This window comes from Amycolatopsis sp. NPDC104819, from assembly GCF_055583145.1.
This window is the reverse complement of the sequence record NZ_JBVJON010000011.1, coordinates 159636-175280: the sequence shown is the minus strand read 5'-3', so window position 1 is coordinate 175280 and position 15645 is coordinate 159636. Positions and strand designations below refer to the sequence as shown.

The window sequence follows — 15645 nt, the reverse complement described above, 5'->3', positions numbered from 1 at the left end:
GGGTGGTGTGCTGGTGGGGAGTCCTCCTTCACCAACAACGCCCTTTCTTCCTTCCCCCCCCCCCCCCCCCCCCCCCCCCCGCCCCCCACCACCCCCCCCCCCCCCCCCCCCCCCCCCCCGGCGGCGGCTCAGTCCCGCGGCTCGTCCTCGATCGCGCCGACCTGGTCCGGGTCTTCCGGCGCGGGCATGTGGCGGATGCTGTCGCTGCCCTTGTGGTCGTGGGCGCGGGAGTACCGGGAATCCAGCAGCCGTCCCAGTTTCTGCGCCGCGCCGGCGTACGCGTCGTCCACAGTGGTCGCGTGGTGGGTGACCGCGACCGGCTGCTTGCCGCCCGGCCGCGCCTCGATCACGCACTTCTTGTCTTCCGGCTTGCCGCCGCCGTCCTCGCTGAGGTGCACCTCCACCCGGGTCAACCAGCCACCGAACCGGGACAGACTGCCCTCCAGGTCGGTCGTCACGTAGGTGGCCAGCCGTTCGCCACCGTGGATGTTGTGGTCGGTGTTGACCTGGATCTGCACGAGCACCCTCCGAAGCTGGACAACGGTGAACTCCGTCAGTACCCACCAGGGCGCCCGGCTCAAACCCGGTGCGGTCTTGACTTCGAGTCCGGTTGAACTTTTAGCCTGCGGGCATGCGTGCGGTGATGGCCGGCCGGTTCGGCGGCCCCGAGGTTCTCGAGCTCGTCCACCTGCCTGCCCCGGCGCCGGGCCGCGGTGAGGTGGTCGTCGACGTCGCGGCGATCGGGGTGGGGTGGCTCGACGCCCGGATCCGGTCCGGCCACGGCCCCGCGGTGTTCGACGTCCGGCCGCCGTACGTGCCGGGCGGAGCGGTCGCGGGCACGGTCACCGCGGTCGGCGCCGAAGTGGACGACACCTGGCTCGGCGCGCGGGTCGTCACCCGGTCCACCGCGAGCTACGGCGGCGGGTACGCCGACACGGTGCTCGCCCATGCCGACTCCGCCTTTCCGCTGCCCGACGGCGTCGATCCGCGCACCGCGGCGGCACTGCTCGACGACGGCGCCACCGCACTCGCGCTGCTGGAGAAGACCCCCGTCCGGACCGGCGACCGAGTCCTCATCGCACCGGGGCTGGGCGGCCTCGGCAGCCTCGCGATCCAGCTCGCCCGTGCGGCCGGCGCGCGGGTCGTCGCGGGCGTGCGCGGCGAGGATAAGCTTGCCCTCGCGGCAAAAATGGCCGACGACGTCGTCGACTACTCCACAAAGGACTGGCCTGAGCAAGTGCGCGCGATCACCGAGGGGCACGGGCTCGATGTGGTGTTCGACGGGATCGGCGGCCCGGTCGGCACGACCGCCGCGGCGCTGCTCGCGCCCGGCGGCCGGTTCTCCGGCTACGGCATGTCCAGCGGCTCGCAGGCGGTGGTCGACCACGCGGAGCAGCTGACGGTGGTGGACATGGCCCAGCTCCCGGAGTTCTGGCCGGACAACGCGCGTCGGGTGGTCCACGTGCTGAACGAGGCCGCCGCGGGCCGGCTGACCCCGGTCATCGGCCGGACCTACCCGCTGGCCGACGCCGCGGCGGCGCACGCCGACATCGAGGCGCGCCGGTTCACCGGCAAGCTCCTGCTGCTGCCCTGACCGGGCCCGCGCGTCAGCCGATGCCGAGGGAGCGGGCGAGACAGGCGGACCACCAGCGCAGCTGCGGGTTCGGGGTCGTGGCCGCCCGGCCGGCGATCCCCGCACTACGGCGGAAAGCCGGGCCGTACAAGGGTTCGGTGGCCAACGCCTGGTGAAGCGCCGCGACGGCGAGCCGGGTGTCCTCGACCGAGGCGGTGGCGGCGTCGGGGCGCAACGCGTGCAGCGTGTCGACGACCGGGTCGAGCATCCCCGAGCCGTCGTCCCGCCACCCGGCCGCGTGCAGGGCCACGGCGAGCGCGCCGTAACCCTGACGGTAGAAGGCGGCCATCGTCTCGACCAGCCGGCCGAGATCGGGGCCGCGGTCGAACCAGGAGCGCAGCACGTCGTCCATCCCGGCCCGGATCTTGCGGCCGCCGTGACGCAGCAGGGCTTCCAGGAGGCGGTCACGGGTGCCGAAGTGGTGGCTGACCCCGGCGTCGGTCATGCCGACACGGGCGGCGACGGCCCGGATCTGGACGGCGGCCACCCCTCCCTCGGTCAGCAGCCGTTCGGCGGCCTCCAGGATCAGGCGCCGGGCCTCGTCCGGCGGGCGGCGCACGCGCTGAGGTGTCACGGCGGCGATCGTACCTTGACGCTTCAAGGTACGAGTCGTTACCTTGAAGCCCCAAGGTAGGGGGTCGTCATGGTCGTCTCGCGGGAGCGGAGCATCACTCGCCCTGACGCGGTTTTGCGCGGTGAGGAAGCCGGCGACGGGCCGACCGCGCTGCTGCTCCACGCCGGTGGAGAGCGTCGCTCGGTCTGGACGCCGGTCGTCAATCTCCTCGTCGACGCCGGGTTCCGGTGCGTGGCCTACGACCAGCGCGGTCACGGCGACAGCGACGGCTCGCCGCGCACCCTCACGTCCTGCGCCGAGGACGTCGCCGCCATGGTGCACGCCGAGCCACCGGGCTGCGTGGTCGTCGGCGCCTCGCTGGGCGGGCTCGCCGCCGTCGCCGCCCTCGGTGATCCGGCGGTGCGGACGAGGGTGGCGGGCCTGGTGCTGGTGGACGTCGTCCCCGGGCTCGAGCCCCGGCGGGCCCGCCGCTTCCTCGCCACCCTTCCCCTGCCCGGCACCCACACCGAGCTCGTCGAGGACATCTTCACCCGCGTTCCCCGGCTGCGGGAGATCACCGCGGGGCTCGACCGGCCGGTCCTGCTCGTCCGCGGCAGCCACCACTCCCCCGTCACCGACGACGACGTCGACGGATTGCGGCACCTCGCTCCGCAGACGACGGTGGTCCGCATCCCCGGCGCTGGGCACCTCGTCGCCCGGGACCGGCCGCGAGCGCTGGCCGAGACGATCGCCGCCGGCACCGCCGACTGGCCGGCGCTGGCGCTCCTGCGCGAGCTCGGGGCGGCCGGAACCGACCACCCCGGCGGTGACCTCCTAGCCCACCTGCGGCGGGTAGCGGACCTGGTGCAGAGCTGGGGCGGGAGCCCGCGCGTACGCCTTGCCGCGCTCTGCCACGCCGTGTACGGCACCGACGGCTTCCCGCACCCGCTGCTGCCACCGGACCGGCGAGCCCGCCTGCGGGCGGCCGTCGGCGACGAGGCCGAAGCCCTCGTTTACCGCTACGGAGCCTGCGATCGGAGCCGGACCTACGCCCGCATCGGCACGACGCCGCTCCCGCTGACCGACCGCTTCACCGGCGAGACCATCCCCCTCGCGGGCGCCGACCTCACCGACTTCGCGGTGCTCACCATCGCCAACGAACTCGACGTCGCCCGCACCGCTCGCCTCGACGTCGCGGCCCGCCGGGACATCAGGGAGCTCGTCGCGGCTTTGGCGGTCTACGTTCCCGACGTCTCCGCCCGAGCCCTCGGCGACCACTGGGGCCCGAAATGACCCCGTGTCCATTCCGGACGGTCGCGAACGCGCTGAGTCCCACGTACGTCGTGCGGGCCCGCAAGATCCCGAGCGCTCGCGAGCCGAGCGGGACCGGCCCCGGTGTCATTCCGGGTGCGGATCTCCGACCGGTTACCCGGAACCGCCGATCCACGCCCGAAGATGCCCCGCGAGCGTGAGCGACCACGGCTCCTGTGGATCGGCTTAAGAAAGCGGCAGCGGCCTCGCGCCCCACCCGGCGCGCGCCGCACGATCGAGGGCATGGTGGTGCTCTCCGAACGAGCGGCCGTCCGGCGGCTGCACGACCGCCTCGGCTTCGGGCCGCGGCCCGGTGACCTGGACCGCGGGTTCGCCGAGACCCGTGACCGGTTGCTGGGTGGCGGACCCGACACCGGGGCGGCCGCGACCCCGATGCCCGATCCCGGGCCACCCCCGGGCAAACCGGCCAAGGACGCCGACAAGGCCGCGAAGCAGCAGGCCCGACGGCAGGCGCAGGCCCAGGCCGCGCAGGCGGTGGGGTGGTGGCTGGACCGGATGGCCGCCGCCGACGTCGCCTCCGTCGAACGGCTCACCTGGTTCTGGCACGGCCACTTCGCCACGAGCGAGCAGAAGGTGCGCAGCCCGCGGCTCATGCTCGCGCAGAACCGGACCCAGCGTGAGCACGCCCTCGGCAGCTTCACCGACCTCGCCCGGGCGATGGTCGTCGACCCGGCGATGCTGCTGTGGCTGGACGGCAACAGCAACAAGGCCGGAAAGCCGAACGAGAACCTCTCCCGCGAGTTCATGGAGCTGTTCACCCTCGGGGTCGGCCACTACGGCGAGGACGACGTCCGCGAGGCGGCGCGGGCGCTGACCGGCTGGACCGCCAAGCGGGACGCCACCGGCGCGCAGCTGGTCGCCAAGCGGCACGACAACGGGGTGAAGCGCATCCTCGGCGCCAGCGGCGACTTCACCGCACAGTCCTTTGTGGACCTCGTGCTGGGCCGGCCCGAGTCGGCGCCGTTCGTGGCCGGCCGGATCTGGGCGCGGCTCGTGTCCGCGACACCGCCGCCGCCCGACACCCTCAACCGGCTCGTGGCCGCCTACGGGAGCCGCCGCGACATCCGGGCGCTCCTGCTGGCCGTCACCGCCGAACCGGCCTTCCGCGACAGCGCGACGTCGCTGGTCAAGCAACCGGTCGAGTGGCTCGCCGGGCTGCTGCGCGCGCTCGGCGTCCGCCCCGGAAAGCTCGACGAGAAGCCCCGGACGCAGCTGCTGGCGGCGTTGCGCGGGATGGGTCAGGTGCCGTTCCAGCCGCCCAGCGTCGGCGGCTGGGCGGCCGGCGGAGCATGGCTGACGACTTCGGCGGGCCTGGCCCGGCTGCACGCGGCCCAGCTGGTCGTCGCGCACGCCGACCTCGGCACCGTGGCGAAAGCGCGGGACAAGGTCGCCGCGGTCGGTGACCTGCTCGGGGTCGACGCCTGGTCCGACCGCACCCGCGCCGCGCTCGCCGGCGTCGCCGGTGACGCGCGTCAGCTGTCCACAGTGGCCGCTTGTGCCCCCGAATACGTAGTGAGCGGGTGACGATCGTGCAGCAGGTGAACCGTCGCAGGTTCCTCACCGCGACCGGGGTGACGGCCGCCGCGGCCCTCGCCGCCGGCGCCACCCAGGTCGACTGGGCCCGGCTGATGTCGGCCGCGGAGCAGGACCCCCTCGACCCGGACGCGGGGGTGCTCGTCGTCGTCACCCTCTACGGCGGCAACGACGGCCTCAACACCGTCGTCCCCGCGGGCGACCCGGCCTACCAGGACGCCCGCGCCGAGCTGGCGTACCGCCCGGAGGAAGTGCTCGACCTCGGCGAAGGGCTGGGGCTCAACCCGGGCATGAAGGGGTTCAAGAGCCTCTGGGACAACCGGCAGCTGGCCGTCCTGCGCGGGGTCGGGTACCCGAAACCCGACCACAGCCACTTCCGGTCGATGGCGATCTGGCAGACGGCCTCGCCCGAGACGTCGGTGCCGACCGGCTGGCTCGGTCGCTGGCTGGACGCCTCCGGCGACGACCCGCTGCGCGCGGTGTCGGTCGACCCGGTGCTCCCGCCGCTGCTGGCCGGAGAGCGCACCGCCGCCGCGACCTTGCCGGTCGGCGGGCTGAAGCTGCCGCAGGGCGCGCTGGGCACGGCGTTCCGCGGCCTCGGCTCCGCTCAGGCCGGCGAAGGGCTCTGGCAGGCGCGCGCGGCGCGGTCGGTGACCGACCTGCACCGGGCCGCCCAGACCCTGGGAACGGCCACGAAGGACGGCGAGAAGGCCGAGGGCGAGCTGGCGGCCCAGCTCGACGTGGTCGCCGGCCTGGTCGAGGCGGGGGTGCCGACGCGGGCGTACTCGGTGTCGCTCGGCGGGTTCGACACACACGCCGACGAGCGCGGCACCCAGCAACGGCTGCTGACCGAGCTCGACGGCGCGCTGACCCCGTTCGTCCAGCGGCTGGCGAAGTCCGACCGCGGCAAGCAGGTCACGGTGCTGGTGTACTCGGAGTTCGGCCGGCGGGTGGCGGCGAACGCGAGCCAGGGCACCGACCACGGCACGGCGGGCCCGGTGTTCGTCCTCGGCCCCCGCGTCCGGGGCGGCTTCCACGGCGCCGAGCCGAGCCTGACCGACCTCGACGACGGCGACCTCAAGCTCAGCACCGACTTCCGCGACGTCTACGCGACCCTGGTGGAGGACGTGCTCGGCACCGACGCCGGTCAGGTGCTGCCCGGGCACGCCGGCCGGGTGACCGGCTTGTTCGCCTGAGCCGGACCCGGCCCGGGCCGGCTCACCCGACGTTCCCGGGCAGCCCCGCCAGCCGGAACCGGGCTCCCCCGCCCGGAGCAGCCTCGCACCAGAGATCACCGCCGTGCGCCCGGGCGAACCCGCGGGCGATCGGCAGGCCCAGCCCGGAGCCGCCCTGGCCGCGGGCCGCGTCGAGCCGCACGAGCCGGTCGAAGATCCGCTCCCGCTCCGGCCCCGGCACCCCCGGCCCGGTGTCGGTCACCGTGACGCCGTCGCCGGTGACCTCCAGGGTCAGCGTCCCCCGGCCGGCCATCGCGCGGACCGCGTTGCCGCTCAGGTTGGCCACGATCTGCGTGAGCCGGTCCCGGTCGCCGAGCACGACCACGTCCGGGCCGGTCACCTCGACCGTGACCGCCGGCGCCGTCAGCCGGACCTGCTCGGCCTGCGCCGCAACCAGCTCCCGCAGCGGCACCGGCGCCCGGTCGAGCTCGGCGCCCGCGTCCAGCCGGGCCAGGTCCAGCAGGTCGGCGACGAGCTTCGCCGCCCGCTGCGACTCGCGGACCACCAGCAGCTGCAGCTGTTCCCGCTGCTCGCGCGGCGCGTCCGCCGGCTGCTGCACCAGCGCCTCGGCCGCCGCCCGAACCCCGGCCAGCGGGGTCCGCAGCTCGTGGGCCGCGTCGGCGACGAACCGCCGGGTCCGCTCTTCGGACGCCCGGGCCGCCCGCTCGGCGCCTTCGAGCGCGTCCAGGGCGGCGTCGAACGCGGCCGCGGCGCGGCCCAGCTCGGTCCCGGTCCGCTCCGGGGCGAGCCGCCCACCACGCCCGCCGGAGACGATCGACCGCGCCAGGCGGGTCATCGCGTCCAACGGCGCGAGCGCGAACCGGACGGCCAGCAGCAACGCGACCGCGGCGACGACGAGCGCGGCCACCCCGGTGCCGGCCAGCACCCACCGCAGGCTCTGCTCGGCGGCCGCGACCAGGGACTCGTCCGCGGTGAGCGTCAGCTTCGCGCCGTCGATCCGCGGCGGCCCGGACAGCGTCGCCCGCACCTGGCGGATCCGCGCGTCCGCCGGCAGGTCGTTCGCGCCGAGAAAAGTGCCGTCCGGCAAGGAAAGCGCGGCCTGAACGCCGCGGGTTTCCAGCCGCCGCAGCAGGTTCTGCGGCGCGACGTTCTGCTTCGCCAGCTGCTGGGCCAGCTGGACGCGGGCGGTGAGCACGGCGTTGACGTCCCGCTCGGCCTGCGCGCGGAAGACCGTGTCCACGACGAGCCCGACGGCGACCAGCACCACGGCCAGCACCACCAGCACGGTGACGGTGACCCGGCGGCGCAGCGAAGCCGTTCGCAGCCCCGTCACGGCTCGCCGCGCAGGACGTACCCCTGCCCGCGCACCGTGTGCAGCAACCGCGGGCCGTGCGCCTCCAGCTTGCGGCGCAGCGTGCTGACGTTCACCTCGACCAGGTTCGGCGCGTAGTCGCCGTAACCCCAGACGGCGGTCAGGACCTGCGTCTTGGAGACCACGCGGTCCCGGTGCCGGGCGAAGTAGACCAGCACCTTCCACTCGGTGGAGGTCAGCTCGACGTCGGCGTCGCCGTAGCGGACCCGGCCCCCTTCGACGTCGACGACCAGGTCGCCGACCTCCACGGCCGGCGGGGTGCGCCCGGTCCGCCGCAGCACCGCGGTCACCCGCGCGACCAGCTCCTCGAGCACGAACGGCTTCACCACGTAGTCGTCGGCACCCGCGCCGAGCCCCCGCAGCCGGTCCTCGACGCCGTCCCGGGCGGTCAGCATCACGACGCCGGCCGCCGACACCCGGCGGATCACCCGCAACAGCTCGAACCCGTCCCGCCCCGGCAGCATGACGTCCAGCACGACCAGGTCGGGCCGCGCACGGGCGAGCTCGGTCTCCAGGCCACCGCCGTCGGGACGGGCCCGGACGGAGAACCCCGCAGCGGCGAGCGCGGCCTCGACCGGCACCCGGATCGCTTCGGCGTCCTCGATCACTAGGATGCGCGGGACGCCCGGCGCGGCCGGCCGCCGTGCGGTCACGTCGTCCACCCGCCCCAGCGTAAGGGAGCCGTCCCGGTTTCAGCCGGTGCCGGCCTGCCAGTAGTTCACCGCGCCCTGCAGCACCGTGCGGAACAGGTGGAAGTTCACCGGCTTGTAGACGTAGCTGTCCGCGCCGAGGGCGTAGCAGCGCTCGATGTCGGCCGACGTCGTCGACGAAGTGAAGACGATGATCTTCAGCGCCGCCAGGTCCGGGTTCGCCCGCAGGGCGGCCAGGACCTGGTAGCCGTCCCGGCCCGGGAGGTTGAGGTCCAGCAGCAGGAGCGCGGGCCGCTCGAGGCCGGCGTCGGCGAGGCGGGCGATCGCCGCGTCGCCGTCCGTGGCGAACTCCAGCTCCAGCTCCGGGTGGGAGCGGGCCAGCGCGCGCTGGATGGCCTCGCGGTCTTCGGCGCTGTCCTCGACCACCAGGACGAGCCGTTCGCAGGCGCTCACGCGGCGGCTCCCGTGTGCCGGACGGCCAGGACCGCGGCGTCGTCGCCGACCCGGTACCGCCCGCCGCCGGTGACGAGGGCTTCGAGCAGGTCCGGCAGCGGCAGGCCGGGCAGCCGGGCCAGGGTCGGCGCGAGGTCGGTTTCGAAGAACCGGCCCGCCTGGTCGCGGGCCTCGGTGAGCCCGTCGGTGTACAGCACCAGCGTGTCCCCCGGCCCGAGCCGTTCGGTCGCCGCACGCAGCCGCAGCTCCGGCAGGACGCCGACCAGCCGGCCCGAGCACGGTGGCTCCCGCACGGTCCCGTCGCGCCGCAGGACCAGTGGAGGCGGGTGCCCGGCCGTGAGCAGGGTCAGCCCGACCCCGGCCGGGCCGGCGGGCTCGAAGGTCGCCGTCGCGAGGGTGAGGAACCGGGAGACGTCGTTGCGCAGCAGCTTCGCGTTGAGCCCCACCATGGCGTGCTCGGCCGAGCTGCCCTCCTCCAGCGCCGTCTCCAGGGTGTGCCGGGCCAGGCCGGTCAGCGCGGCCGCCGGCGCCCCGCGGCCGCAGACGTCCCCGATCAGCGCCGTGACGTGGCCGTCGGGCTGCGGGACCAGGCCGTAGAAGTCACCGCCCACCTCCAGGCTGTGGTCGGCGACGGTGTAGGTGGCGGCGGTCTCCAGGCCGGGCACGTCCGGCAGCACCGCGGGCAGCAGGTGCTGCTGCAGGGAAAGGACGTCCCGGCGCCGCCGCTCGTAGAGCGTCGCGTTGTCGATCGCCAGTGCCGCCCGCCCGGCCAGGTTGCGCAGGAACGACCGGTCCGGGCGGCGCTGCGAACCCGCGCGGTGGAAGAAGGTCAGCAGCCCGACGTCGCGGCCCCGGGCCCGCAGCACGCTGATCGTCATCTGCGGCAGCCGGGCCTCCTCGGGCAGCCCGGACGGCCGCGGGAGCTCGTCCCAGGCCGCCAGGTCGGCGCCGCGGACGACCTGCTCGCCGGCCCAGTGCCCGGCCCGCAGGGCCGCGGTCAGCGTGCGCTCGCGGTGGGCGTCGACATGGGCGACCGCGATCGGCACCATCCGGCCGTCCCGGCGCACGTGGATCGCGGCGCCGTCGGCCAGCCCGGGCACCGCCATCCGGACGACGGCGCGCAGCGTGTCGTCGATGTCGAGCGAGGCGCCCATCTGCAGCGACGCCTCGGCGAGGATCGCGTCCTGGGCCTGCCGCTCGTCCAGTTCGCGCAGCTGGCTGGCATGCTGGTCGGTGGCCACGATCACCTCGGCGACCTGGTGCAGCGCGGTGACCACGGACGGCGCGGCGGGCAGCCCGGCCGCGGTGCCCAGCACCAGCAGGGCCCGCTCCCCCTCCGCGACCGCGAACTCCAGGACCAAGAGCTCGCTCGCCCCGGCCGCGGTCAGCCGGGCGGCCAGCCTGGGCGCCACGGCCGCCACCTCGGCCAGCGGCAGCTCCCGGACCTCCCCCGCCGGCCGCTCGGCCGTCCAGGCTTCGACGTCGGCCGCCAGCCCGGCCGGCTGCGTGCGCAGCCCGTCGTGGTCGGCCCAGCGCGTCACCGACGCGGTGCCGTCGGCGGTCAGCCGGGCCCCGAGCACCACGCGCGCGGCCGGGAGGCAGAGCAGGCCCGAGTAGAGCTCGTCCGACAGGCCCTTGGTGTTCACCGCGTCGAACGCCGCCCGCCACAGCGCGTGCAGCCGCGCTGTCCAGGGGTCTTGGGAGGGGATGGCCACAACGCTCCGCTCGTCCGGGATGCCGCGTTCGCGGCGACGACCACTGTAAGGTTCGCCTTCCGTCGCGGCCGGACGGCACGACCGGGCAGAACGAGGAGTGGCATGAGCGACACCGGCGCCGGGGCGGCGTTCGAGCCGGGGGAACGCGACCGCACGGCGGAAGCCGTGGCCGGTCCGGCGTTCGACTTCTCGGTCTGCGTGACCGAGCCGATCCACCGGCTCGGCGGCATCCAGTCCTACGGCGCCCTGGTGGCGGTGGCCGACGACGGGCGCGTCGAAGTCGCCAGCTCCACCACCGAGCGGCTGCTCGGCCGCACTCCCGAGGAGCTGATCGGCACCCCGGTGGAGACCCTGCTCGGCGCCGACGGGGTGGCCGCGGTCCGGCAGACCCTCGAAGCGCCGACGGGCGACCGCGGCCTGCTCGCCCTGCGAGTGCCCGCGGACGGGCCGGAGTTCGACGTCACCGTCTACCGCGCCGACGGCCGGCTCGTCTTGGAGCTGGAGCCCGCGACCGCGCAGCGGCCGTTCCGCTTCTCGCAGTTCTACCCCTCGGTGCGCGCCGCGCTGACCCGGCTGCAGCACGGGCGCACCGTCGTCGACGTGTGCGCGGCCGCGGTGGCCGAGATCCGGGCGCTCACCGGCTACGATCGGGTCGTCGCCTACCGCTTCGAAGGCCGCTCCGGCCCGGGCGAGGTGATCGCCGAGGCGCTCGCGGACGGCCTGGAGCCGTGGGTGGGGCTGTGGTTCCCGGCCACCGACATCCCGCCCCAGGCACGCCGGCTCTACGAGCGCAACTGGATCCGCGTGATCAACGACGTCGACGACGCCACCTCGGCTCTGCACCCGGAGGCGCTGCCCGGGGGCACCGAACCGCTGGACCTGTCCGACTCGACCCTGCGCACGGTCTCGTCGTTCCACCTGGAGTACCTGCGCAACATCGGCGTGGCGTCGTCGATGTCGGTGTCGCTGCTGCACGACGGCGCGCTGTGGGGCCTGATCGCCTGCCACGGGCTGGCTCCCCGCCGGCTCGACCCGGAAGTCCGCGCGGCGTGCGAGTTCTTCGGCGTCACGCTCTCCCTGCAGCTGGCCGCGCTCCAGGAGGCCGAGACGGCCCGGGCCCGCCAGGATGCCCGGACCGCACTGTCCCGGCTCGTCGCGGCCCTCGAGACGGAACCCACGCGGTCGTTGCCGGACAACGGGGAGCTGCTCGCCGGGCTCGTCCGCTCCGACGCCGTCGTCCTCCGCCTCGGCGGCACGGTTTCCCCCGCCTACGGCGACACCGACGTGGCGCTGCTGTGGCCGGCGGTGCCCGACCTCGCCGCGGGTGAGGTCTGGGCGAGCGACTGCCTGACCGAGCACGCTCCCGGGCTCGCCTCGCACGCCGACGCGCTGAGCGGGGCGCTGGTTCTCGGGCTCGGCGACGGCGATCTGGTCGCCTGGACCCGGCGGGAACGCCGCGCCGAGCGGACCTGGGCCGCCGACCCGGCCCAGCCGGTCCGGCTCGGCCCGCACGGCGAACGGCTCACGCCGCGCGGTTCGTCGGCCGTCTACCAGGCCGTGGTGCGCGGGCACAGCCTGCCGTGGACGGCCGCCGACGAAGCGGTCGCGGCGGACCTCGGCCGGGCCGTGTCCGCGATCTCGCTGCGCCAGGCTGCCCACCTGGCCGGGCTCAACACCGAGCTGCGCCGCGCCAACCAGGACCTGGACACCTTCGCCCACGCGGCCGCGCACGAGATGAAGGAGCCGCTGCGCGGCATCGCCACCACCGTCGCCTTCATCGGCGAGGACGCCGGCGAGACGCTCGACGCGACCACGCTGCGCCGGCTGGAGACCGTGGAAGGGCTCGCCAACCGCATGGACGAGCTCGTCAACTCCCTGCTGCACTTCGCCCAGCTCGGCCAGTCCGACCTGCGCCGGGAAGCGGTCGGCCTGCGGGCCGCGGCCGGCCGCGCGCTGGACATCGCCGGTCCCCGGCTGGCCGAGAACGACGTCCGGGCCACGCTGCCCGGCGAGGACGTTACGGTTTCGGCCGATCCCGCCCGGCTGGAGGAGGTGCTCGTCAACCTCCTGGTGAACGCGGCGAAGTACGCGCGGACCGAGCGGCCGCGCACGGTCGAGGTCGGGCTGCGCCCGGCCGGACCGGACCGGGCGGCCGCGGTGTTCGTGCGGGACAACGGGATCGGCATTCCCGAGGTGCACCAGCAAGACGTGCTCCGGCTGTTCCGCCGGCTGCACGCCCGCGACGCGTACGGCGGCGGGCACGGCGCGGGGCTCGCGATCGTGGACCGCATCGTCCAGCGCCACGGCGGCCACCTGTGGCTCGAGTCGGCCCCCGAGACCGGGACCACGGTGTGGTTCACCCTGGAGCCCGATCCCGAGCCGTGACCGCCCCCGCTGGGCGGCACGGGCCGGGCGGGGGCGAGGGGGATTTCCGCGGGTTTCCCGTAACAGAACCACGGTGGCCCCGACTTCGACTCCGTGGCAACCGCCACAGCACGGGCCGGCGGCGGGCTTTCCCCGAGACCGCCGCCGGCCCCCGACCTCTTCGCTCAGGCTGCACCGAACCAGCGGGCCAGCGCCGGTTCCAGCGCACCCGGGTCACCGGCCCAGCAGACGTAGCCGTCCGGGCGGACGAGCATCGGCTCGGCGGTCGTTTCGCCGGTCGCGCGGTCCACCCGGGCCGACCACGGGTCGGCGACCTTGGCGAACGCGTCGTCGGGGTCGAGCAGGACACCGCGACCGGACCGCAGCAGCTCGTGCAGCCGGGTGTCGGCCACCCGCGGGTCCGGGGCGGGACGGCCGGTCAGCGGGTGGTCGCCGGGCGTCGGGTAGCGGATCGCCATCCCGGACAGCAGGTCACCGAGGTGGCGCTGGACCTCCGGCAGCTGCGCCAGCGCGGCGAAGACCTCCCGGGTCGCCGCGACGTCCGGGTCGCGCGTGCCCGCCCAGTCCATCAGCAGGCTCTGCGCCTGGACGTTGCGCAGCACCGCGGCGCCGACCGGGTGCCGCTCGGTGTGGTAGGTGTCCAGCAGGTCCTCCGGCGCCCAGCCGTGGACCGCGGCGCCGAGCTTCCAGCCGAGGTTCAGCGCGTCCTGCATGCCGGTGTTCATGCCCTGCGCGCCGAGCGGCAGGTGGACGTGCGCGGCGTCGCCGGCCAGGAAGACCCGCCCGTGGCGGTAGCGCTCGGCCTGCCGGGCCGCATTGGTGATGCGGCGGGCGTACCGGAGTTCGAGCAGCCCGACGCCGTCGCCGAAGACGAGCCGCAGGCCTTCGCGCAGCTCGTCCTCGGTGACCGGGACGTCCCGGGGCCGTGAGCGGCCCGGACCGCCCAGGACGAGCCGGCGCATCGGCCGCCCCTGCCCGTCCGTGCCGAGCGGGTACAGCGCAGCCCAATGGCCGTCGTCGTTCCGCGCGTGCGTCATCACCTCCCCGGCGCCGCTCAGCCGGACGTCGGCGGCGACGACCGTCGAAGTACCCGGGCGTCCCGGGAAGCCGGCCCCCAGCAGGGACCGCACCGTGCTGTGGGCGCCGTCGGCGGCCACGGCGTAACCGGCGCGGACGACCGCGCCGTGGGCGAACGTCGCGGTCACGCCGCGGCCGTCCTGGTCGAGGCCGGTCAGCTCGTGGTCACGCCGGACGTGGACGCCGTATTCGGCGAGGTGCTTTTCGAAGAACCCTTCGAGCACGACCTGCGGCACGGACCGCCACGGCAGCCGGTGCGCGGTGCTCTCCGGCGCGAACTCGATCCCCGCGAAATGGCCCGCGCTGACCGGGTGGTTCCCGGTCGCCAGCAGCGGTTCCAGCAGCCCGCGCTGGTCGAGCGCCGTCAACGTGCGCGACTGCACACCACCCGCTCGCGAGAGTTCGCTGGGCCGCGGCAGCTTGTCGACGAGCAGGAACGGCACCTCCGCCAGCCGCAGCTCGTTGGCCAGTGTCAGGCCGGTCGGGCCCGCGCCGACGATGAGCACTCCGGTGTCCATGAGCTCTCCCCTGGTTGTGTCTGCAAGGACAAGAGCCACGGTGCGTCGCCCGGTGCGGGCAAGCCAGAAACGCCGGTGATCGAGACCGAATCCGTCACCGGTTAGAGTCAGCGCGGTGGAATCCGACTACGACGAGCTGGACCGCCGGCTCGCGCACGCGCTGCAGGTCGACGGCCGGGCCCCGTTCAGCGCCATCGCCGAGGTGCTCGGCGTGTCGGATCGCACCGTCGCCCGCCGGTACGCCCGGTTGCGGGCGACGGGAGCGGTGCGGGTGGTCGGTGGGGTCGACCCGACCGCGCTGGGCGCCGTGCTGTGGTTCCTGCGGGTGCGGTGCGCGCCGACCGCGTCGGTCCCGGTCGCCGAGGCGCTGGCGAAGCGGGCCGACACGTCCTGGGTGAGCCTGACCTCCGGCGGCACCGAGATCACCTGCACGGTGCGCACGGAGACCGCGGCCGACAGCGAAACCCTGCTGCTGGCGAAACTCCCTCGCACACCGAGGGTCGAAGGGGTCACCGCGCATTCGGTGCTGCACACCTTCTACGGCGGCCCGGAAAGCCTGATCGCCAAGCTCGGCTGGCTGGACGAAGACACGGTCGCCCGGCTGCGTCCGCCGCCGGTGTCACGACGGCCGGGCGCGGTGCGTCTCGACGACGGCGACCGGCGGCTGCTCGCCGCGCTGGCCGTCGACGGCCGGACCGGGATCACCCGGCTGGCCGCGCTCACCGGCTGGTCGCCGACCACGGTCCGGCGCCGGATGACCGACCTGCGCGAGCACGGCGTGCTGTACCTGGACATCGACGTCGACAGCCGGCTTTTCGGCACCGGTCCCCGTACTTTGCTTTGGCTTTCGGTGGTCCCCTCCCGGCTGGAAGAGGCCGGTGAAGAGCTGGCCACGCACCCGGAGATCGCGTTCGCCGCGGCCACGACCGGGCCGAGCAACCTGTTCGCCAGCGTCGTGTGCCCGGACCAGCGGGCGTTGTACCGGTACCTGACCACGCGGGTGGCGGCCCTGCCGGCGATCACGCACATCGAGACGGCGCCGGTGATCCGGACGGTCAAGCAGGCGGCCAACCGGGCGTAGGGCCCGCGGTTCTGGCGCCGTACGAGGAGTACGGCCCCAGAACCTTCGCGGGCTGCCGGTCGTGCTGAGGGGGAGCACGGCCGGCAGCCGGGAATCGGTCCCCCGCTCCCGGAGAATTCCCCTGGGCCCGCGGAACCAAACTCGGGC

General features: G+C 74.8%; 13 protein-coding genes. 6 read left to right on the top strand and 7 right to left on the bottom strand.

The window, feature by feature from the left end; translation table 11 throughout:
- Window positions 1–128: 128 nt before the first annotated feature.
- Window positions 129–524 (bottom strand): HPF/RaiA family ribosome-associated protein, encoded by a 396-nt coding sequence (locus tag ACZ63E_RS32180; RefSeq protein WP_465339929.1) that lies wholly within the window; start codon window positions 522–524, stop codon window positions 129–131.
- A 107-nt stretch (window positions 525–631) separates the two neighbouring features.
- Between ACZ63E_RS32180 and ACZ63E_RS32175 the strand changes: the two genes are divergently transcribed.
- Window positions 632–1594, top strand: coding sequence for a zinc-binding dehydrogenase (locus tag ACZ63E_RS32175; protein ID WP_465339928.1), 963 nt, complete (start codon window positions 632–634; stop codon window positions 1592–1594).
- A 13-nt stretch (window positions 1595–1607) separates the two neighbouring features.
- On the opposite strand, the gene ACZ63E_RS32170 is transcribed toward ACZ63E_RS32175, so the two are convergent.
- A complete protein-coding gene (locus ACZ63E_RS32170) occupies window positions 1608–2207 on the bottom strand; it encodes a TetR/AcrR family transcriptional regulator (protein ID WP_465339927.1) in 600 nt (199 codons plus the stop codon).
- A 69-nt stretch (window positions 2208–2276) separates the two neighbouring features.
- On the opposite strand from ACZ63E_RS32170, the gene ACZ63E_RS32165 reads away from it, so the two are divergent.
- The 3 genes from ACZ63E_RS32165 (at window position 2277) to ACZ63E_RS32155 (ending at window position 6247) form a co-directional block, all read left to right on the top strand.
- On the top strand, window positions 2277–3479 hold the full coding sequence (locus tag ACZ63E_RS32165; protein ID WP_465339926.1) for an alpha/beta fold hydrolase: 1203 nt from the start codon (window positions 2277–2279) through the stop codon (window positions 3477–3479).
- A gap of 261 nt (window positions 3480–3740) precedes the next feature.
- The gene (locus ACZ63E_RS32160) at window positions 3741–5042 is read left to right on the top strand and encodes a DUF1800 domain-containing protein (RefSeq protein ID WP_465339925.1); all 1302 of its coding nucleotides are present in this window, start codon (window positions 3741–3743) and stop codon (window positions 5040–5042) included.
- Window positions 5039–6247, top strand: coding sequence for a DUF1501 domain-containing protein (locus ACZ63E_RS32155; protein WP_465339924.1), 1209 nt, complete (start codon window positions 5039–5041; stop codon window positions 6245–6247). Before ACZ63E_RS32160 ends, ACZ63E_RS32155 begins: the two co-directional genes overlap by 4 nt.
- Window positions 6248–6269: 22 nt before the next feature.
- Here ACZ63E_RS32155 and ACZ63E_RS32150 read toward each other — a convergent pair whose 3' ends face one another.
- The 4 genes from ACZ63E_RS32150 to ACZ63E_RS32135 are packed head-to-tail and all read right to left on the bottom strand — an operon-like array spanning window position 6270 to window position 10437.
- Window positions 6270–7580, bottom strand: a complete 1311-nt coding sequence (locus ACZ63E_RS32150; RefSeq protein WP_465339923.1) for a sensor histidine kinase — start codon at window positions 7578–7580, stop codon at window positions 6270–6272.
- Window positions 7577–8281: a response regulator transcription factor gene (locus ACZ63E_RS32145; RefSeq protein ID WP_465339922.1), complete on the bottom strand. Its 705-nt coding sequence runs from the start codon at window positions 8279–8281 to the stop codon at window positions 7577–7579. The genes ACZ63E_RS32150 and ACZ63E_RS32145 overlap by 4 nt, the downstream gene beginning before the upstream one ends.
- A 30-nt stretch (window positions 8282–8311) precedes the next feature.
- Window positions 8312–8722: a response regulator gene (locus tag ACZ63E_RS32140; RefSeq protein ID WP_465339921.1), complete on the bottom strand. Its 411-nt coding sequence runs from the start codon at window positions 8720–8722 to the stop codon at window positions 8312–8314.
- Complete coding sequence (locus ACZ63E_RS32135; RefSeq protein WP_465339919.1) at window positions 8719–10437, bottom strand: PP2C family protein-serine/threonine phosphatase; 1719 nt, start codon at window positions 10435–10437, stop codon at window positions 8719–8721. The genes ACZ63E_RS32140 and ACZ63E_RS32135 overlap by 4 nt, the downstream gene beginning before the upstream one ends.
- Before the next feature lie 102 nt (window positions 10438–10539).
- Between ACZ63E_RS32135 and ACZ63E_RS32130 the strand changes: the two genes are divergently transcribed.
- Window positions 10540–12822, top strand: coding sequence for an ATP-binding protein (locus ACZ63E_RS32130; RefSeq protein WP_465339918.1), 2283 nt, complete (start codon window positions 10540–10542; stop codon window positions 12820–12822).
- A 164-nt stretch (window positions 12823–12986) separates the two neighbouring features.
- On the opposite strand, the gene ACZ63E_RS32125 is transcribed toward ACZ63E_RS32130, so the two are convergent.
- On the bottom strand, window positions 12987–14417 hold the full coding sequence (locus ACZ63E_RS32125; protein WP_465339917.1) for an FAD-dependent monooxygenase: 1431 nt from the start codon (window positions 14415–14417) through the stop codon (window positions 12987–12989).
- A 115-nt stretch (window positions 14418–14532) separates the two neighbouring features.
- Between ACZ63E_RS32125 and ACZ63E_RS32120 the strand changes: the two genes are divergently transcribed.
- Window positions 14533–15498 (top strand): Lrp/AsnC family transcriptional regulator, encoded by a 966-nt coding sequence (locus ACZ63E_RS32120; RefSeq protein ID WP_465339916.1) that lies wholly within the window; start codon window positions 14533–14535, stop codon window positions 15496–15498.
- The last annotated feature ends 147 nt before the right edge of the window (window positions 15499–15645 follow it).